The organism is Nocardia sp. FDAARGOS_372 (assembly GCF_002554515.1).
Classification (GTDB): domain Bacteria; phylum Actinomycetota; class Actinomycetes; order Mycobacteriales; family Mycobacteriaceae; genus Nocardia; species Nocardia farcinica.
This window is the reverse complement of sequence record NZ_PDDW01000001.1, coordinates 3,952,324-3,974,484: the sequence shown is the minus strand read 5'-3', so window position 1 is coordinate 3,974,484 and position 22,161 is coordinate 3,952,324. Positions and strand designations below refer to the sequence as shown.

The window sequence follows — 22,161 nt, the reverse complement described above, 5'->3', positions numbered from 1 at the left end:
ACCGAGCCGACCCTGCTGGCCAGGGCCGACGCCGGTCGCGAGATCACCGCCCTGTCCGGGGAGTACCTGTTCGACCTGGACGAGGCCGCCACCGCGCGGCTCACCGAGCTGGCGAGCTCGCTGGGCGTCACGCCGAACACGGTGCTCCAGGTGGCCTGGGGCATCCTGGTCGGCCGCATGGCGGGCAGCGAGGACGTGCTGTTCGGCACCACCGTGTCGGGCCGTCCCGCGCAGCTGGCCGGCGTCGAGTCGATGGTGGGCCTGTTCATCAACACCGTGCCCGTGCGGGTCCGGTTCGACGCCGCCGAGTCGGCGCGCGAGCTGCTCACCCGGGTGCAGGGCGAGCAGGCCGACCTGCTCGACCACCACTACGTGGGCCTGGCCGACATCCAGTCCGCCGCCGGGGTGGGCGCGCTGTTCGACACCCTCGTGGTGTTCGAGTCCTACCCGGTCGACGCCGAGGGCATCCAGGCCCAGGCCGCCGACATCGACGGCATGGCCGTGGCGGGCATCGAGGCCGCCGACGCCACCCACTACCCGCTGACGCTGATCGCGCAACTGGATTCGCGCCTGCGGATCCGCGCGGGCTACCTGCGCGACCTGTTCGACGAGCCGACCGTGCGCCGCATCGCCGACCGGCTGGTGCGGGTGCTCACCACCATCACCGCCGACCCGGCCGTCGCGGTGGGTGACATCGACCTGCTCGACGCGACCGAACGCGACCTGGTGGTCTCCGGCTGGAACGCCACCGCGCACCCGATCGAGCCCGCCGCGCTGCTCGGCGAGCTCGCCGGCACCTCCGCGCTGACGCTGGTCTCGATGTTCGAGGCGCAGGTCGCGCGGACCCCGGACGCGCCCGCGCTCACGTTCGAGGGGACAGGTCTGTCCTACGCCGAGTTCGCCGCTCGCGTGCACCGGCTGGCGCGCTGGCTGATCCAGCGCGGCGTCGGCCCGGAATCGTATGTGGCACTGGGCATGCGCCGCTCGATCGACCTGGTGGTCGGCATGTACGCGGTGTCGGTGGCCGGTGGCGCGTACGTGCCGCTCGACCCCGATCACCCGGCCGAGCGCACCGAGTACATCCTCGCCACGGCCGATCCGGTCTGTGTGCTCACCTCCGGCGACGATCTGCCGATCGACACCGCGCAGGTGCGCATCGACCTGCTCGACCTGGATGGGCTGTCCGAGGCACCGGTCACCGACGCCGAACGGCGGATGCCGCTACGGCCGGAGAACACCGCCTACGTGATCTTCACTTCCGGTTCGACCGGCCGCCCGAAGGGTGTCGCGGTCAGCCATGCCGCGATCGTCAACCGCCTGGTGTGGATGCAGGCCGAGTACGGCCTGACCGCCGCCGACGCGGTGTTGCAGAAGACCCCGGCGACCTTCGACGTGTCGGTGTGGGAGTTCTTCTGGCCCTTGCAGGTCGGCGCGCGCCTGGTGGTCGCCAAGCCGGACGGGCACCGCGATCCGGCCTATCTGGCCGAGGTCATCTCGGCCGAGCGGGTCACCGTCACCCACTTCGTGCCGTCGATGCTGGCGGTGTTCGTCGCCGACGCCGCGGCGGCCCGCTGCGACGCGCTGCGGATGGTGTTCGCCTCCGGTGAGGCGCTGCCGCCCAAGCCCGCGCACCGGCTGCGCGAGCTGACCGGGGCCGAACTGCACAACCTGTACGGCCCCACCGAGGCCGCGGTCGACGTCACCTACCACCGCGTCACCGACGCCGACATCGACACGGTGCCGATCGGCGCACCGGTGTTCAACACGCAGGTCTACGTGCTCGACGCCCGGCTGCGGCCCGCCCCGGTGGGTGTCGCGGGTGAGCTGTATCTGGCGGGTGCTCAGCTGGCCCGTGGCTACGTGGCGCGGCCGGATCTGACCGCGGATCGGTTCGTGGCCGATCCGTTCGGCGACGGGCAGCGGATGTACCGCACCGGCGACCTGGTGGCGTGGACGGCCGAGGGTGAGCTCGAGTACCTGGGCCGCACCGACTTCCAGGTGAAGCTGCGGGGTCTGCGGATCGAGCTCGGCGAGATCGAATCCGCGCTCACCGCGCTGGAGGAGATCGCGCAGGCGGTCGTCGTGGTCCGCGGCGACCAGCGCACCGGTGACCAGCTGGTGGCCTACGTCGTGCCCGCCCCGGGCGCGCAGGTCGACAGCGACCTGGTGCGCGAGGACCTGGGCAGGCAGCTGCCCGCCTACATGGTCCCGGCCCTGGTGATGGCGCTGGACGCCTTCCCGCTCAACGCCTCCGGCAAGCTGGACCGCAAGGCGCTGCCCGCGCCGGTGTTCGAGGCCGCGGTGTTCCGCGCCCCGACCACCCCCGTCGAGGAGATCGTGGCCCGCACCTTCGCCGATGTGCTCGGCGTCGAACGGGTCGGCCTCGACGACGACTTCTTCGCCCTGGGTGGCAACTCGCTCAGCGCCACCCAGGTCGCCGCGCGGCTGTCGGCGGCGCTGGAGACCGAACTCGGCGTGCGCGAGCTGTTCGAGGCGTCCACGGTCGCGGCGCTGGCCGCCCGCGCCGAGACCGGCGCGGGCGCCGGTGCGCGGGCCGCCCTGGTGCCGCAGCGCAGGCCCGAGCGGGTGCCGCTCTCGCTGGCGCAGCAGCGCATGTGGTTCCTCAACCGCTTCAACATCGGCACCGGCGGCGGCGAGCACAACCTCGCCGCGGCCGCGGACAACATCCCCGCCGCGGTGCGACTGTCCGGTCTGCTGGACCGGCAGGCGCTGCAGGTCGCCGTCGCCGACGTGCTCGCCAGGCACGAATCGCTGCGCACCTACTACCCGGAGATCGGCGGCGTCGGCTATCAGCAGGTGGTGCCGACCGCACAGGTGATCCCCGACCTCGCGCCGATCGAGATCACCGAGGCCGAGCTGCCCGAGCGGATCGCCGACCTGGTGCTGACCGCCTTCGACGTCACCGCCGAGGTGCCGTTCCGGGCCAGGCTGTTCGAGATCAGCCCCACCGAGCACGTGCTCGCGCTGGTGGTGCACCACATCTCGGCCGACGGGTTCTCGATGGGCCCGCTGACCCGCGATGTGATGATCGCCTACAGCGCCCGCGTCGAGGGCGACGAGCCCGCGTGGCGGCCGCTGGAGATCCAGTACGCCGACTACGCGCTGTGGCAGCGCGACGTGCTCGGCGCCGAGGACGACCCGGAGTCGCTGATCGCCCGCCAGATCGCGTTCTGGCAGCGCGAACTCGGCGGCCTGGTCGAGCAGCTGGACCTGCCGACCGACCGGCCGCGTCCGGCCGTCGCCTCCAACCGCGGCGCCACCGTCGGCTTCACCGTCGACCCCGAGGTGCACGCGGGGCTGCGCGGCCTGGCCGCCGAGCACAACTCGACGCTGTTCATGGTCGTGCACGCCGCGCTGGCGGTGCTGCTGGCCCGGCTGTCGGGCACCCGCGACATCGCCATCGGCACCCCCATCGCGGGCCGTGGTGAACGCGCGCTCGACGACCTGATCGGCATGTTCGTCAACACGCTGGTGCTGCGCACCGAGATCGATCCGGGCGTGGCCTTCGACGACCTGCTGCGCACCGTGCGCCGCGTGGACGTGGACGCCTTCGGGCACGCCGACGTGCCGTTCGAGCGGCTCGTCGAGGTGCTCGACCCGGTCCGCTCGCCGGGACGGCACCCGCTGTTCCAGGTCGCGCTGACCTTCCAGAACACCGGCCCGGCCGAACTGGAACTGCCCGGCCTGACCGTCTCGCCCGTCGACATGGCGGTGCCGCTGGCCAAGTTCGACCTACAGCTGACGCTGGAGGAGAAGGTCGGCGCCGACGGCGCGGCCGCGGGCATGGCCGCCGAATTCAGTTACGCCACCGACCTGTTCGACGAGTCGACGATCCGCGAGTTCGCCGACCGGTTGCAGCGGATCATGGCCGCGGTCACCGCGAACGCGAGCGCGGTCGTCGGCGACATCGACCTGCTCGCCCCGGGCGAGCGCGATCTGGTGCTGCGCGCCTGGAACACCCCGGGCGTCGAGGTGCCCGAGGTCACCATGGTGGACCTGATCGCGGCGCAGGCCGCGCGCAGGCCCGACGCCGACGCGATCCGCTTCGGCGACACCACCCTGTCCTTCGGCGAGATGCAGCGCCGCGCGAACCGCATCGCCCGCACCCTGATCGACCGTGGTGTCGGGCCGGAATCCCGAGTCGCCGTTGCGGTTTCGCGCACCGAGCACCTGCCGGTCGCGCTGTACGCGGTGCTGCTGACCGGCGCCGCCTACGTGCCGGTGGACACCACCTACCCGGTGCAGCGGCTCGAGTTCATGCTCACCGACGCGGCACCGGTCTGCGTGCTGACCACCGAGGCCGACGCCGACGCCGTGCCTGCGGTCGACGTTCCGGTCGTGCTGCTCGAGCAGGCCGCGACGGCCGGCTCGGACGCCCCGGTGACCGACGCCGACCGGCGTGCGCCGCTGCGCCCGGACAACCTCGCCTACGTCATCTACACCTCCGGCTCCACCGGTGTGCCCAAGGGCGTCGGCGTGACCCACCGCGACGCGGTGCAGCTGTTCGCCAACACCCAGCCGCTGTTCGGATTCGACGAATCCGACGTGTGGACGCTGTTCCACTCCTACGCCTTCGACTTCTCGGTGTGGGAGCTGTGGTGCGCGCTGGCCTACGGCGGCTCGGTGGTGGTGGTCGACTACCTCACCTCGCGCTCGCCGGAACTGTTCCGCGAGCTGCTGGTGCGCGAGCGGGTGACGGTGCTCAACCAGACCCCGTCGGCGTTCTACCAGCTGGTCGAGGCCGACCGCGCCGCGAGCGCGGCCGCCGACGCGGGCGAGTTCGCGTTGCGCTACATCGTCTTCGGCGGTGAGGCGCTGGATCTGCGCCAGCTGCGCCGTTGGTACGAGCGCCATCCGGCCGACGCGCCGCGCCTGGTGAACATGTACGGCATCACCGAGACCACGGTGCACGTGTCGTTCCTGTCGCTGGACGAGCAGGTCGTGGACAACCCGGCCAGCGTGATCGGGCGCGCCCTGCCCGGCCTGTCGGCCTACGTGCTCGACGAGCGGCTGGCGCCCGCGCCGGTCGGCGTCGCGGGCGAGATCTACGTGACCGGCGAGCAGCTGGCCCGCGGCTACCTCGGCCGCCCCGGCCTCACCGCGTCCCGGTTCGTCGCCAACCCGTTCGGTGCCCCCGGTTCCCGCATGTACCGTTCCGGCGACGTCGGCCGCTGGGTCGGCTTCGGCGGCGCGGCGAACCTCGAGTACGCGGGCCGCAGCGACCAGCAGGTGCAGCTGCGCGGCTTCCGCATCGAGCTCGGCGAGATCGAGGCCGCGCTCGAGCAGTGCGACGGCGTGCGCCAGGCCGTGGTCATGGTGCGCGCCGACGAGCACGCCGGTGACCGGCTGGTCGGCTACGTCGTGCCCGACACCGGCGCCGCGGTCGACCCGGTCGCGGTGCGCGAGCAGGTGGCGCAGTTCCTGACCGCGTACATGGTCCCGGACGCGATCGTCGTACTCGACACGCTGCCGCTGACCCCGAACGGCAAGCTCGACCGGCGGGCGCTGCCGGAGCCGGAGTTCGTCTCCACGGCGACCTTCCGTGCCCCGAGCACCCCGATCGAGCAGGCCGTGGCCCGGGTGTTCGCCGAACTGCTCGGCGTCGACGAGGTCGGTCTCGACGACGACTTCTTCGCCCTCGGCGGCAACTCGCTGCTGGCGACCCGGGTGGTGGCCCGCATCAACGAGGCGGTCGACGCCGGTCTCGCGGTACGTGAACTGTTCGAGGCGCCGACGGTGGCCGCGCTGGCCGCCCGCACCGCCGACCAGGTCGGCACCGGCAGGCGCCGGGCGCTGGTGGCGGGCCCGCGGCCGGAGCGGATTCCGCTCTCGCTGGCCCAGCAGCGCATGTGGTTCCTCAACCGCTTCGACAGCGCCACCGCGGTGAACAACATCCCGCTGGCCGTGCGCATGGTCGGCGAGCTGGACATCGAGGCGTTGCGCCAGGCCGTGGCCGACGTGATCGACCGGCACGAGGTGCTGCGCACCGTCTACCCGGAGACCGCCGACGGCCAGGGCGTGCAGGTGATCCTGCCCGCGGGCAGCCACACCCTGGATCTGCACCCGATCGTGGTCGAGGAGGCCGAACTCACCGAGCGGGTGCGCGAGCTGGTGCTCACCGGCTTCGACGTCACCCAGTCGGTGCCGGTGCGCGCCGCGCTGTTCCGGGTGGCCGGATCGATGGACGGCTCGCAGCCGCCGACCCACGTGCTGGTCTTCGTGGTGCATCACGTGTCCGGCGACGGCTGGTCGGTCGGCCCGCTGGCCAGGGACGTGATGGTCGCCTACGCCGCGCGTTCGCGCGGTGAGGCGCCGGGTTGGGCGCCGCTGCCGGTGCAGTACGCCGACTACGCGATCTGGCAGCGCGACGTGCTCGGCTCCGAGGACGACCCGGATTCGCTGATCTCCGAGCAGGTGGCCTACTGGTCGCGTCAGCTGGCGGGCCTGCCCGATCAGCTGGATCTGCCCGCGGACCGCAAGCGGCCCGCGGTCGCGTCCAACCGGGGCGGCGTCTACGAGTTCGGCTTGGACGACGCGCTGGTCGCCGAGCTGGACGAGCTGGGCCGCGCGCACGGCGCGAGCCTGTTCATGGTCGTGCACGCGGCGTTCGCCGCGCTGCTGGCGCGCCTGTCCGGCAGCGACGACATCGCCGTGGGCACCGTCGTCGCCGGCCGCGGCGAGGCCGCCCTCGACGACGCCATCGGCATGTTCGTCAACACGCTGGTGCTGCGCAGTGCGGTCGATCCCGCCGAGTCGTTCACCGACCTGCTGACCCGGATCCGCGAGACCGACCTGGCCGCCTTCGGCCACGCCGACCTGCCGTTCGAGCGGCTGGTGGAACTGCTCAACCCGGCCCGCTCGCAGGCCCGGCATCCGCTGTTCCAGGTGATGCTGTCGTTCCAGAACACCGGCGAGACCACCTTCGAGCTGCCCGGCCTCGAGGTCTCCGGCCTGCCGCTGGACGTGGTGACCGCGAAGTTCGATCTGCACCTGAACTTCCACACCGGCGCCGACGGCACCACGGCCGAGATCGCCTATGCCGCCGACATGTTCGACGCGCCGACGGTCGCCTCGTTCGCCGAGCGGCTGGTGCGGATGCTGTCCGCGGTGGCCGCCGACGCCCGCGTGGCGGTCGGCGACGTGGAACTGCTCGACCCGGCCGAGCACGCCCGGCTGGCCCGCTGGAACGCCACGGACCGCCCGGTCGACACCGAGGCCACCCTGGTCTCGATGTTCGAGGCGCAGGCCGCGCGCACCCCGGAGACGGTCGCGCTCACCTTCGAGGGGACGAGTCTGTCCTACGGCGAGTTCGCCGCCCGGGTGCACACGCTGGCCCGCCACCTGGCCGAGCTGGGCGTCGGCCCGGAGTCGATGGTGGCGCTCGGCATGCGCCGCTCGCTGGAGCTGGTGATCGGCATGTACGCCGTGAGCGCCGCCGGCGGCGCCTACGTGCCGCTGGATCCGGACCACCCGGCCGAGCGCATCGCCTACGTGCTGGACGTGGCCGCGCCGGTGTGCGTGCTCACCACCTCCGGTGACGAGTTCGACGCGGGCACGGTGCCCACCGTCGAGATCGACCGCCTCGATCTGGACGGCTACGCCGACACCCCGCTCACCGACGCCGAGCGCCGCGCACCGCTGCGGCCGTCCAACACCGCCTACGTCATCTTCACCTCCGGCTCCACCGGCAGGCCGAAGGGCGTGGCGGTCACCCACGCGGCGATCGTCAACCGCCTGGTGTGGATGCAGTCGGAGTACGGCCTGGATCGCACCGACGTGGTGCTGCAGAAGACCCCCGCGACCTTCGACGTGTCGGTGTGGGAGTTCTTCTGGCCCTTGCAGGTCGGCGCGCGCCTGGTGGTCGCCAAGCCGGACGGCCACCGCGACCCGGCGTACCTGGTCGAGCTGATCACCGGGCAGCGCATCACCACCGCGCACTTCGTGCCGTCGATGATGTCGGTGTTCGTCGCCGAGGACCGCGCGGCCGAGTGCACCAGCCTGCGCAACGTCTTCGCCTCCGGTGAGGCACTGCCTGCGGTCACCGCGCAGCGGCTGCGCGAGCTGACCGGCGCCCGCCTGCACAACCTGTACGGGCCGACCGAAGCCGCGGTCGACGTGACCTATCACGAGGTCGTCGACGCCGACACGGTGTCGGTGCCGATCGGTGCGCCGGTGTTCAACACCCGGGTGCACGTGCTGGATTCGCGCCTGCACCCGGTGCCGGTGGGTGTCGCGGGTGAGCTGTATCTGGCGGGCGTCCAGCTGGCGCGCGGGTATGTGGCGCGGCCGGATCTGACCGCGGATCGGTTCGTGGCCGATCCGTTCGGCGACGGGCAGCGGATGTACCGCACCGGTGACCTGGTGGCGTGGACGGCCGAGGGTGAGCTGGAGTACCTGGGCCGCACCGACTTCCAGGTGAAGCTGCGCGGTCTGCGGATCGAGCTCGGCGAGATCGAATCCGCGCTCACCGCACTGGATTCCATCGCGCAGGCGGTGGTCGTGGTGCGCTCGGACGAGCGGCTGGGCGACCAGCTGGTCGCCTACGTCATCGCGGCGGCGGGCCGCTCGATCGACATCGAGGCCGTGCGCGGCGAGCTCGCCGGCGCGCTGCCGGGCTACATGGTGCCCTCGGCCTTCGTGGTGCTCGACGCGTTCCCGCTCAACGCCTCCGGCAAGCTGGACCGCAAGGCGCTGCCCGCGCCGGTGTTCGAGGCCAAGGTGTTCCGCGCGCCGTCGACCCCGGTCGAGGAGATCGTGGCGGGCACCTTCGGCGACGTGCTCGGCGTGGCCCGGGTCGGTCTGGACGACGACTTCTTCGCCCTCGGCGGCAACTCGCTGCTGGCCACCCAGGTGATCGCCCGGCTGGGCAAGGCGCTCGACACCCAGCTGGCGGTGCGCGACCTGTTCGACGCCTCCACCGTCGCGGCGCTGGCCGCGCGCGCCGAGTCCATCGCGGGCAGCGGCCGGACCCGGCCGGAACTGACCGGGGGCACCCGGCCCGAGCGCATCCCGCTCTCGCCCGCGCAGCAGCGGTACTGGTTCCTCAACCAGTTCGACACCGCCACCTCCGCGGTGGACAACATCCCGCTCGCGGTGCGGCTGTCCGGCGCGCTGGACGTGGCGGCGCTCGAGCAGGCCATCGGTGACGTGTTCGCCCGGCACGAGGTGCTGCGCACCACCTACCCGAGCTCGCCCGAGGGCCCGCACCAGGTGATCCTGCCGGTGGTGCGCCCCCGGCTGGAGCCGGTCGACATCGACGAGTCCGAGCTGGTGCAGCGGGTCATCGCGTTCTCGATGACCACCTTCGACGTCACCACCGAGGTGCCGTTGGCGGTCACGCTGTTCCGCATCCGGCCCGACGAGCACGTGGTGGCCTTCGTGGTGCACCACGTCGCGGCCGACGGCTCCTCGATGGGCCCGCTGGCGCGCGACCTGATGGCGGCCTACGTGGCCCGCGTGGCCGGTGAGGCGCCGCAGTGGACGCCGCTGCCGGTGCAGTACGCCGACTACGCGCTGTGGCAGCGCGAGGTGCTCGGCTCCGAGGACGATCCCGACTCGGTGGCCGCGCGCCAGGTGGCGTACTGGAAGTCGGCGCTGGCCGGGTTGCCCGATCAGCTCGACCTGCCCTCGGACCGGCCGCGCCCGCCCGCGCAGTCGTTCCACGGCAAGGCCGTGCGTTTCGACATCACGCCGGAACTGCACGCCCGCCTGCACGAGCTGGCGCGCGCGAACAACGCCTCGCTGTTCATGGTCGTGCACACCGCCCTCGCGGTGCTGCTGGCCCGGCTGTCGGGCACCGACGACATCGCGGTCGGCACCCCGATCGCCGGGCGCGGTGAGCGCGAGCTCGACGATCTGATCGGCATGTTCGTCAACACGCTGGTCTTCCGCACCCAGGTGGAGCCCGGCGACCGGTTCGCCGACCTGCTCGCCGAGGTGCGCGAGCGCGACCTGGAGGCCTTCGCCAACGCCGACGTGCCGTTCGAGCGGCTGGTCGAGGTGCTCAACCCGGTGCGTTCGACCGCGCGCAACCCGCTGTTCCAGGTGGGCCTGTCCTTCCAGAACCTGGCCGAGACCACGCTGGCCCTGCCGGGCCTGCAGGTGAGCGCGGTCGACGTCGGCGCGCAGCTGGCCAAGACCGACCTGACCGTCACGCTGTACGACCTCTACGACGAGGACGGCACGCCGGCGGAGATCGTCACCGATTTCAGCTACGCCACCGACCTGTTCGACGAGGCCACGGTGCAGGGCTTCGCCGACCGCTTCGTGCGCGTGCTCGAGACGGTCGTGGCCGACATGGACGTGCCGGTCGGTGAGATCGACCTGCTGGCGCCCGAGGAAGCCGAGCGGATCCTGCGGTCCTGGAACGACACCGCGCACCCGGTCGATCCGGCCGCGACCCTGGTGTCGCTGTTCGACGCGGCGCTCGCCGCCGCCGATCCGGCCGCGGTGGCCGTGGTCGTCGATACCGCGCAGGGCCGGGTCGAGCTGACCTTCGCCGAACTGGACGCGCGGGTGAACCGCCTGGCGCGGCACCTGATCGCGCGCGGCGTGCGCACCGAGGACCGGGTGGCGCTGGCCATGCGCCGTTCGCTGGATCTGGTCGTGGCGCTGTACGCGGTGTCGCGGGCCGGCGCGGCGTACGTGCCGATCGACCCCGACCAGCCCGCCGAGCGGGTCGGCTACATCCTCGAGACCGCCGCGCCCGCCGTGGTGCTCACCACCACGGCCGACGCGTTCGAGACCGAGGTGGGTGAGATCGTCGCCGTCGACGCGCTCGACCTGAGCGCGGTGTCGGCGGCGCCGATCACCGACGCCGATCGCAACGGTGCGCTGCTGCCCGCCACCACCGCCTACGTCATCTTCACCTCCGGTTCGACCGGCAGGCCGAAGGGCGTGGCGGTGCCGCACGGCGCCGTGGCCAACCAGTTGTGCTACATCGCAGAGGAATTCGCGCTCGGCGCCGACGACGTGGTGCTGCTCAAGACGGCGGCCACCTTCGACGTCTCGGTGTGGGAGTTCTGGTCGGCGGTGGTGAGCGGTGGCCGCCTGGTCGTGGCGACCGCCGACGGTCACCGCGACCCGGCCTACCTGAACGCGCTGATGCGCGACACCGGGGTGACCACGCTGTACGTGGTGCCCTCGATGCTGGACGCGCTGCTGATCGAGTCCGGCGACCGGATGCCCGAGTCGCTGCGGCGCATCCTGGCCATCGGTGAGGCACTGCCCGCGGCCACCGCGCAGCGGTTCCGCGCGGCCAACCGCGCCGGGCTGTTCAACCTCTACGGCCCGACCGAGGCCGCGGTCTCGATCACCACCCACGAGGTGGACGACGACGACACCGTGGCGGTGTCCATCGGTGTGCCGCAGTGGAACAGCCAGGTGTACGTGCTGGATTCGCGACTGCGCCCGGTGCCGGTGGGAGTGTCCGGCGAGCTGTACCTGGCCGGCGCGCAGCTGGCGCGCGGGTACTTCAGCCGCCCCGACCTCACCGCCGACCGCTTCGTCGCCAACCCGTTCGCGGTGGGCGAGCGGATGTACCGCACCGGTGACCTGGTGGCCTGGACCGCCGACGGCGAACTCGACTACCGGGGCCGCACCGACTTCCAGGTGAAGATCCGCGGCTTCCGCATCGAGCTCGGCGAGATCGAGTCCGCGCTGCTGAAGCAGGATGCCGTGGCCGCGGCCGCGGTGCTCGCGCACACCGATCCGAACCTGGGCGACCGCCTGGTCGCCTACGTGGTGCCCGCGACCCCGGGCGAGATCGACACCTTCGCGCTGCAGACCGCGCTGTCGGCGGAGATCCCGTCCTACATGGTGCCGTCGGTGTTCATGCAGCTCGACGAGCTGCCGCTGAACGTCAACGGCAAGCTCGACCGCAAGGCGCTGCCCGAACCCACCTTCGAGAAGGCGGTGTTCCGGGCGCCGACCACCCCGATCGAGCAGATCGTGGCCACCACCTTCGCCGAGGTGCTCGGCCTCGACCAGAGTGCGGGCGGTGCGCGGATCGGCCTGGACGACGATTTCTTCGCCTGGGGCGGCAACTCGCTGCTGGCGACGCAGGTCGCCTCGCGACTCGGCGCGGCGCTCAACACCCGCGTCCCGGTCCGGTTGCTGTTCGAGGCGCCGACCGTGGCCGCGCTGGCGGTGCGGGTGGAGCAGCAGGCCGGGACCGGCAGGCTGGCACTGACCGCCCGCCCGCGGCCCGAGCGCATCCCGCTGTCGCTGGCCCAGCAGCGGATGTGGTTCCTCAACCGGTTCGACACCCAGTCCGCGGCGTACAACGTGCCGATGGCCGTGCGCTTGACCGGCGAGCTCGACGTGACCGCGTTGCGCACCGCCATCGCCGACCTGATCGGCAGGCACGAGGTGCTGCGCACCGTCTACCCGGCGGTCGACGGCGACCCGGTGCAGCTGATCCTGTCGCCCGCGCAGGCGCAGGTGCCGCTGGCGACCCGCGCGATCGCCGCGGCCGAGATCGAGAACGCCGTGGTGGAACTGGTCGGGCAGCCGTTCGACGTCACCGATCAGGTGCCGGTGCGGGTGACCTTGTTCGAGATCACCGACGCGGGCGAGGTGCCCGAGTACGTGATCGCGATGGTCGTGCACCACATCGCCGGTGACGGTTCGTCGTTCGCGCCGCTGGTGCGTGATCTGATGACCGCCTACGTCGCGCGCAGCATGGGCGAGGCGCCGAACTGGTCGCCGCTGCCGGTGCAGTACGCCGACTACAGCATCTGGCAGCGCGAGCTGCTGGGCAGCGAGGACGATCCCACCTCGCTGATGGCCGGACAGCTCGCCTACTGGAAGACCGCGCTGGCCGACCTGCCCGAACAGCTCGACCTGCCCGCCGACCGCCCGCGTCCGGCGACGCAGTCGTTCCGCGGCGGCGCGGTGCCGGTGCGCATCGACGCCGAGACCCACCGCAAGCTGATCGCGGTGGGCCAGGCCGAGAGCGCCACGCTGTTCATGGTCGTGCACACCGCGCTCGCGGTGCTGCTGTCGCGCCTGTCCGGCGCCGACGACATCGCGATCGGCACCCCGATCGCGGGCCGCGGCGAGGCGGCGCTGAACGACCTGATCGGCACGTTCATCAACACGCTGGTGTTCCGCAGCCGGGTCGCACCGGGTGAGCCGTTCGATGTGCTGCTGGCCCGCCAGCGCGAGATCGACATCCAGGCGTTCGCGCACGCGGACGTGCCGTTCGAGCGGCTGGTCGAGGTGCTCAATCCGGCCCGGTCGACCGCGCGGCACCCGCTGTTCCAGGTGGGTCTGTCGTTCCAGAACCAGACCCAGACCGCGCTGGAGCTGCCCGGCCTGACCGTCTCGGGCGTCGACTTCGACACCAGGATGTCGCAGTTCGACCTGCACCTGATCCTCACCGATCAGTACGACGAGCAGGGCGCGCCGATCGGTGTCGCCGGTGTGCTGACCTACGCCGCCGACCTGTTCGACCGCGCCACGGCCGAGGGCTTCGCGCAGCGCTTCCTGCGGCTGCTCGACGCGGTGATCGCCGCGCCGGACACCGCCGTGGGCGATCTGGAACTGCTCGACGCCGCCGAGCGGCGCGAGCTGGTCGCGGGCCGCAACGACACCGCGCACCCGCTGGCACCCGCGCTGCTGCTGGACGGCTACCGTCGCGCGGTGGCCGCGCACGCCGACGCGGTGGCGCTGTCCTACGAGGGCGCCGAGTTGACCTACCGCGAATTCGACGAGCGGGTCAACCGGCTGGCCCGGCTGCTCATCGCGCGCGGTGTCGGCGCGGAGTCGCTGGTCGGTCTGGCCGTGCGGCGGTCGCTGGACCTGGTCGTGGGTATGTACGCGATCGTCACCGCCGGTGGCGCGTACGTGCCGCTCGATCCGGATCATCCGGCCGAGCGCATCGCGCACATCCTCGACACCGCGCAACCGGCCTGCGTGCTGTCCACCACGGCGGATGCGGTGCCGGTGCCCGCGGGCACCGATCTGGTGCTGCTCGACACCGTCGATCTGGCGGGCTACTCGGCCGCGCCGGTCGAGGCGGCGGAGTTGGTGCGTCCGGTGCGTCGGGACAATCCGGCGTATGTGATCTTCACGTCGGGTTCGACGGGTCGTCCGAAGGGTGTGGCGGTCTCGCACGGGGCGATCGACAATCAGATCGAGTGGATGCTGTCGGAGTATCCGATGGGTCCGGGGGATGTGTATCTGCAGAAGACGGCGACGACGTTCGACGTTTCGCTGTGGGGTTACTTCATGCCGTTGCGGGCGGGCGCGAAACTGGTGGTCGCCACCCACGACGGCCACCGCGACCCGGCCTACGTGGCCGACATGATCGCCCGCCACGGCGTCACGGTCACCGACTTCGTGCCCTCGATGCTCAGCGTCTTCGCCGCGAACCTGGCGACCGGCTCGGTGCCGACGCTGCGCGACGTGTTCGTCATCGGTGAGGCGCTGCCGCCGGAGACCGTCAACGCCTGGTACCAGGTGTCGGACGCGGTGCTGCACAACCTCTACGGCCCCACCGAGGCCGCGGTGTCGGTGACCTATTGGCCCGCGCGCGGGCGCGACGAGCGCACCGTGCCGATCGGCCTGCCGCAGTGGAACGTCGGTGTGTACGTGCTGGATTCGCGGTTGCGGCCGGTGCCCGACGGCGTCGCCGGCGAGCTGTACCTGGCCGGTGAGCAGCTGGCGCGCGGCTACGTGGCGCGCCCCGACCTCAGCGCGGACCGCTTCGTGGCGAACCCGTTCGTGGCGGGGCAGCGGATGTACCGCACCGGTGACCTGGTGGTCTGGCGGGCCGCGTCCGGTGACCTGCCGCACCGGCTCGAGTACATCGGCCGCACCGACTTCCAGGTGAAGTTCCGCGGCCAGCGCATCGAGCTGGGCGAGATCGAGACCGCGCTGCTGGCGCAGCCCGCGATCAGCCAGGCCGTCGCGCTGGTGGTGCCGTCCTCGCTGGGCGACCAGCTGGTGGCCTACGTGGTGCCGCGCCCGGGCCAGGTGGCCGAGCAGAACGCGCTGCTGGCCGCGGTGTCGCAGACCCTGCCCGCCTACATGGTCCCGGCCGCGATCGTCGTGCTCGACGCCTTCCCGCTCAACGCCTCCGGCAAGCTGGATCGCAAGGCGCTGCCCGAACCGGTGTTCAGCAGCAAGGAGTTCCGCGCTCCGGCCACGCCGATCGAGGAGATCGTCGCGGGTGTGTTCGCCGACGTGCTCGGCCTGGAGCGGGTCGGCGCCGACGACGACTTCTTCGCCCTCGGCGGCAACTCGCTGGTGGCCACCCAGGTCACCGCGCGTCTCGGCAAGGCGCTCGACACCCAGTTGGCGGTGCGCGATCTGTTCGAGGCGTCCACGGTGGAGGCGCTGGCGGCGCGCGCCGAGCGCAAGACCGGCACCGGCCGGGCCCGGCCCGCGCTGGTCGCGGGTCCGCGCCCGGAGCGGATCCCGCTCTCGCCCGCCCAGGCCCGGTACTGGTTCCTCAACCAGTTCGATCCGAGCGCCTCGGCCGTGGACAACGTGCCGTTCGCGGTGCGGCTCACCGGCGCGCTGGACGTGTCCGCGCTCGAACGCGCCGTGGCCGACATCTTCGCCCGCCACGAGGTGCTGCGCACCGTGTACCCGACCGTGGACGGCGAGCCGGTGCAGGTGGTGCTGCCCGCCGGGCAGGCCACCCCGTCGCTGCGGCCGGTGGAGATCACCGAGTCGGAGCTGATCGCCACGGTGATCGACTTCGTGCTCACCACGTTCGACGTCACCGCCGAGGTGCCGTTGAAGGTGGCGCTGTTCCGGATCGCGGACTCCGCCGCGCCCGCGCAGCACGTGACCGCCCCCGAGCAGCACGTGATCGCCTTCGTCGCCCACCACGTCTCGGCCGACGGCGCGTCCATGGGTCCGCTGGCGCGCGACCTGATGACCGCGTACATGGCGCGGGCCGCCGGTGAGGCGCCGCAGTGGGCGCCGCTGCCGGTGCAGTACGCCGACTACGCGCTGTGGCAGCGCGAGGTGCTCGGCACCGAGGACGATCCGGAGTCGGTGGCCGCCCAGCAGGTGGCCTACTGGAAGTCGGCGCTGGCCGGGCTGCCCGACCAGCTCGAGCTGCCCGCCGACCGGCCACGTCCGCCGGTGCAGTCCTTCCGCGGCAGCGCGGTGCGGTTCGAGATCGACCCGGCGCTGCACGCCCGGCTGCACGAGGTGGCCCGCGCCAACAACGCCTCGCTGTTCATGGTCGTGCACGCGGCGTTGGCGGTGCTGCTGGCGCGGCTGTCGGGCACCGACGACATCGCCGTCGGCACCCCGATCGCCGGGCGCGGCGAGCGCGAACTCGACGACATGATCGGCATGTTCGTCAACACGCTGGTCTTCCGCACCCAGGTGCGCCCCGGCGACGCGTTCACCGATCTGCTCGCCGAGGTGCGCGAGCGCGACCTGCAGGCGTTCGCCCACGCGGACGTGCCGTTCGAGCGGCTGGTCGAGGTGCTCAACCCGGTGCGCTCGACCGCGCGCAACCCGCTGTTCCAGATGGGCCTGTCGTTCCAGAACCTGGCCGAGACGGCGTTCGAGCTGCCCGGTCTCTCGGTGAGTGCGGTCGACTTCGGCGCCCAGCTGGCCAAGACCGACCTGCACGTCACCGTGTTCGACCGGTACGCCGAGGACGGCACCCCGGCCGAGATCGTGGCCGAATTCGGTTACGCCACCGACTTGTTCGACGAGTCGACGGTGCGCGGTTTCGTGGACCGGTTCCTGCGGGTGCTCGACACCGTGGTCGCCGACCAGTCGGTGCCGGTGGGTGACATCGACCTGCTCGGCGCCGACGAGGCCGAGCAGATCCTGCGCACCTGGAACGACACCGCGCACGAGGTCGACCGCACGGCGACGCTGGTGTCGCTGCTGGACGCCGCGGTGGCGGCGGTCGACCCGGACACGGTGGCCCTGGTGGCCGACGTGGTGGAGGGCGAGCGGGTCACGCTGACCTACGCCGAGCTGGACGCGCGGGTCAACCGCCTGGCGCGGCACCTGATCGGACAGGGCGTGGGCACCGAGGACCGGGTGGCGCTGGCGATCCGTCGCTCCGCCGACCTGGTGATCGCGATGTACGCGGTCGCCAAGGCGGGCGCGGCGTACGTGCCGGTGGACCCGGATCAGCCTGCCGAGCGCGTCGGCTACATCCTGGACACGGCGGCGCCGGTCTGCGTCCTCACCACCGCCCGCGACGGTTTCACCACCGATGCGGCGCCGACGGTGATCCTCGACGAGCTGGACCTGTCCGGCTACGCGGCGACGCCGATCGCGGCGGCCGAGCGGGTGCGCCCGCTGGCCGCGGCCAACACCGCCTACGTCATCTTCACCTCCGGTTCCACCGGTGTGCCGAAGGGCGTGGCGGTGCCGCACGGCGCCATCGCCAACCAGTTGTTCTGGAAGACGGCCGAATTCGGGCTCGGTACCGACAACGTGGTGCTGCTCAAGACGGCGGCCACCTTCGACCTGTCGGTGTGGGAGTTCTGGTCGGCGGCGGTCAGTGGTGGCCGCCTGATCGTGGCGACCGCCGACGGTCACCGCGACCCGGCCTACCTGAACGCGCTGATGGGCGAGACCGGGGTGACCACCCTGCACGTGGTGCCCTCGATGCTCGACGCGCTGCTCACCGACGCCGGTGACCGGATGCCCGACACACTGCGGCGCATCCTGGCCATCGGTGAGGCGCTGCCTGCGGCCACCGCGCAGCGGTTCCGCAGGAATAACACCGCCGAGCTGTACAACCTGTACGGCCCGACCGAGGCGGCGGTGTCGATCACCAGCCACCGGGTGGACGACGACGACACGGTCTCGGTGTCCATCGGTGCGCCGGAGTGGAACAGCCAGGTGTACGTGCTCGATTCGCGGCTGCGGCCGGTACCGGTGGGCGTCGCCGGTGAGCTGTACCTGGCGGGCGCGCAGCTGGCCCGCGGGTACTTCGCGCGGCCGGACCTGACCGCCGACCGCTTCGTCGCCGACCCGTTCGGTGTCGCGGGCACACGCATGTACCGCACCGGTGACCTGGTGGCGTGGACCGCCGACGGCGAGCTGGAGTACCGGGGCCGCACCGACTTCCAGGTGAAGATCCGCGGCTTCCGCATCGAGCTCGGCGAGATCGAAGCGGCGCTGCTGCGCCAGGATTCGGTGTCGGCGGCCGCGGTGCTCGCGCACACCGATCCGAACCTGGGCGATCGCCTGGTCGCCTACGTGGTGCCCGCGGCGCACGACGCCGACCTCGACACCCGGGCGCTGCAGTCGGCGCTGACCGCCGAACTGCCGTCCTACATGGTGCCCGGCGCCTTCGTGGTGCTGGACGCCCTGCCGCTCAACGCGAACGGCAAGCTGGACCGCAACGCGCTGCCGGAGCCGAGCTTCGAGCAGGCCGCCTACCGTGCGCCGGTGACCCCGGCCGAGCGGATCGTGGCCGAGGTGTTCGCCGACGTCCTCGGCGTCGACGGCGCGGGGGACACCAGGATCGGCGCCGACGACGACTTCTTCGCTCTCGGCGGCAACAGCATCCTGTCCATCCAGCTGGTCGCGCGGGCCAAGGCCGCCGGTGTGGCGTTCAGCGTCCGCGACGTGTTCGACCAGCGCAGCGTGGCGGCGCTGGCCGCGGTGGCCACCCTCAGCGGTGCCGCCGACACCGAGCTGCGCGAGCTGCCCGGCGGCGGCGTCGGCGAGATCCCGGTGGCGCCGCCGATGGCCGCGCTGCTGGCGCAGGACCGCTACCGCGGCCTGGCGCAGGCGACGGTGCTGGCCATGCCGCAGGCGCTGGACTGGTGGACGCTGCTCGACGCGCTCGCGGTGATCCTGGACCGCCACGACGCACTGCGCACCCGTGTGCGCGAGACCGACGGCGGCCCGGTGTTCGAGGCGCCGGCGCGCATCGAGGTGGAGCCGCTGGTACGGGAGGTGCGCGTCGCGCGCGGCGCCGACCTCGCCCGGCTGCGCGCGGCCGAGCAGGCCGCGGCGGTGGATCGCCTCGATCCGGCCGCCGGCGTGATGACGCAGTTCGTGCTGTTCACCTTCGAGGACGACCGCACCGACGAACTGCTCGTCGTGGCACACCGTTTCGTGGTCGACGGGCCGTCGTGGCGGATCCTCGGCGCCGAGCTCACCGAGGCGGTCGAACGCCTCGGCGTGGACGCGCCGCTGGAGCTGCCCGAGACCGGCACCACCCTGCGGCGTTGGGCGCACCGTGCGGCCGAGCTGGACCGCGCGGCCGAGCTGCCGTTCTGGCAGGAGGTCGCGGCCACCCCGGACCCGCTGCTCGGGGCCAGGGCCTTCGATCCCGCGATCGACACGGCCGCCACGGTCGAGCGGATCCGGGTCGAGACGCCCGCCGAGATCGGTACCGCGGTGCTGGACACGGTGCCCGCGCTCTACCGCGGCTCGGCCCGCGACGCACTCGTCGCCGCGCTGGCGCTGGCGCTGGTGCGCTGGCGCGGCGAGGGCACGGCGGCACTGCTGCGCCTGGACGCCGACGGCCGCGCCGCGGGCGCCGCGCTGGGGGCCACGCTGGCCCGCACGGTCGGCTGGATCGACACCGCCTTCCCGGCGCGGATCGAGCTGTCCGGCATCGACCTCGACGACGCGTTCGCCGGTGGCCCCGCCCTCGGCGCGCTGGTCAAGGCGGTCAAGGAGCAGCTGCTGGCGGTGCCGGACCACGGCATCGGGCACGGGCTGCTCGGCCTGCCCGAGGTCGGCCAGGTCGGCTTCCACTTCCACGGGCCGGTGCACGCCGAGGTCGCCGAGGTGCGCGCGGGTGAGCTGCCCGCCGCGGGCGTCCTCGACATCGACGCCGTGGTACTGGAATCCGCGCACGGGCCGCGGTTGGCCGCGACGTTCGCCTTCCCGGCCGGCGTGCTCGACGCCGATCGGGTGCGCGAGCTGACCGAGCTGTGGGCCGCGGCGCTGGGCGCGCTGGCCGAGCACGCCGGGCGGCCGGACGCGGGCGGGCACACCCCGTCCGACATGCCGCTGGTGCGGGTCGGCCAGACCGACATCGAGCTGTGGGAGCGGACCTACCCCGGCATGACCGAGGTGTGGCCGCTGACGCCGCTGCAGTCGGGTCTGCTCTTCCACGCGCTGATGAGCACGGCCACCGTCGACGTCTACACCATGCAGGCCGTGGTCGACCTCAGCGGCAGCGTGGACGCCGAGCGACTGCACGCCTCGGCACAGGCGATCCTGGACCGGTACCCGAACCTGCGCACCGCCTTCGTCGCCGACTCCGACGGCCAGGCCGTGCAGGTGGTGCTGGACCGGGTCGAGGTGCCGTGGCGCGAGGTCGACCTGCGCGACGTGCCGGAGGACCGCCGCCTGGACGCGCTGCGCAAGCAGCTGGCCGCCGATCAGGCCGATCGGTTCGACATGGCCACCCCGCCGCTGGTGCGCTACACCCTGTACCGCACCGGCGCGGACGAGTGGCACCTGTCCATCACCACGCACCACGTGCTGTTGGACGGCTGGTCGATGCCGCTGCTCATGCAGGATCTGCTGGTGCTGTACGCGGTGCACGGTGACGTGTCCGCGCTGCCGCCGGTGGCCTCCTACCGCACCTTCCTCGAATGGCTGGCCGAACGGGATCCGCAGGCGTCCCTGCGGACCTGGGCCGAGGCGTTCGAGGGCCTGACCGAGCCGACCGAGCTCGCGCCGCAGGCCAGGGCGACCGAGGAGTACCAGACCGGCAAGGTGGTCGTGGAACTCGACGCCGAGCGGACGCGTCAGCTCACCAAGCACTGCGCGGAGCTGGGCATCACGGTCAACACGCTGGTGTCGGCGGCGTGGGGCATCCTGGTCGGCAGGCTGGTCGGCCGCTCGGACGTGGTGTTCGGCACCACCGTCTCGGGTCGCCCGGCCGAGCTGCCCGGCGTGGAGACGATGGTGGGCCTGTTCATCAACACCCTGCCGGTGCGCATGCGCATCGACGAGCACGCCACCATCGGCGACCAGCTGCGCCGGATGCAGCGGGAACAGGCGGATCTGCTCGATCACCACTACGTGGGCCTGCCCGACATCCAGCGGGTGGCCGGCCCCGGTTCGCAGTTCGACACCCTGTACGTCTTCGAGTCGTACCCGGTCGACCGGGCCGCGATCGCCGAGGCCAGCTCGATCGACGGCATGTCGGTCACCGGTGTCGGCGTCAGCAACTCCACGCACTACCCGCTGACGCTGCAGGTACTGCTGGAGAGCAGCCTCGAGATCACCCTGGAGTACCTGACCAGCAGGTTCACCGAGGACGAGGTCCGCACGCTGGCCCGGCGCCTGCTGCGCGTGCTCGACGCGCTGCTCGGCGACCCGGTCGCGGCGGTGGGCGAGATCGACATCCTCGACGAGTCCGAACGCGCCGCCCTGCTGGGCGATCACGGCCTGGCCGGGCACGCGCCGGAGCCCAACCGGCTCGGTGCCCGCACGGTCGCCAAGGTGCTCGCCGAGGTGGTCGAAGCCGATCCGGAGGCGCCCGCGCTGTTGGACGGCGACCAGGAGATCGCCTACCACGTGCTGGACCGGCGGTCCTCGCAGCTCGCCCGGGTGCTGATCGGGCGAGGAGTCGGACCGGGCGACGTGGTCGCGGTGGCGCTGCCGCGTTCGGTGGACTCGGTGGTGGCGGTCTGGGCGGTGCAGAAGGCCGGTGCGGCCTGCCTGTTCGCCGCCGGCCTCGACGCCGGACAGCTCGCCGCCGCGGGCGCGGGCTACGGCATCACCGCCGAGCCGCGGTCCGGCGACGCGATCCGGTGGGTGGTGTCGGGCGAGCAGCAGGTGCGCGACGAGATCGCCGCCGCGCCCGGCCACCCGGTGTCCTACGCCGACCGGGTCCGCCCGCTCGGTGCGGAGCATCCGGCGTTCGTGGAGCTGGTCGACGGCGCGCCCGTCACGCTGAACCAGGAGGAGGCGCTCGATCTGGGTGACCGCCTCCGGCGCAGCGAGGACATCGACTACGAGTCGACGACCTTCACCACCGCCGCCGCCGGACGGGCGGCACTCGCCGAGTTCCTCGCGACCTCGGTCGCGGGCGCGCTCTCGGTGCTGCCGACCGGCTCGGTCGCCGACGACCTGGCCGAGGGCGAGGTCACGCACTGGTTCGTCGCACCGGGCGAGGCCACGGAGGCCGCCGACGACGGTGTCCGGGTGATCACCGCGGAGTAG

The 22,161-nt window shown here is 72.4% G+C and carries 1 protein-coding gene (only partly in view); it reads left to right on the top strand.

The genetic code is table 11. The annotated features are described in order from the left end of the window. On the top strand, nucleotides 1-22,161 hold the 3' portion of the coding sequence (locus CRM89_RS18945) for a non-ribosomal peptide synthetase (protein ID WP_098085401.1). Its footprint begins 21,369 nt before the window's first position; 22,161 of the gene's 43,530 nt are visible here — the last part of the coding sequence; its start codon lies off the left edge, out of view; the stop codon is at nucleotides 22,159-22,161.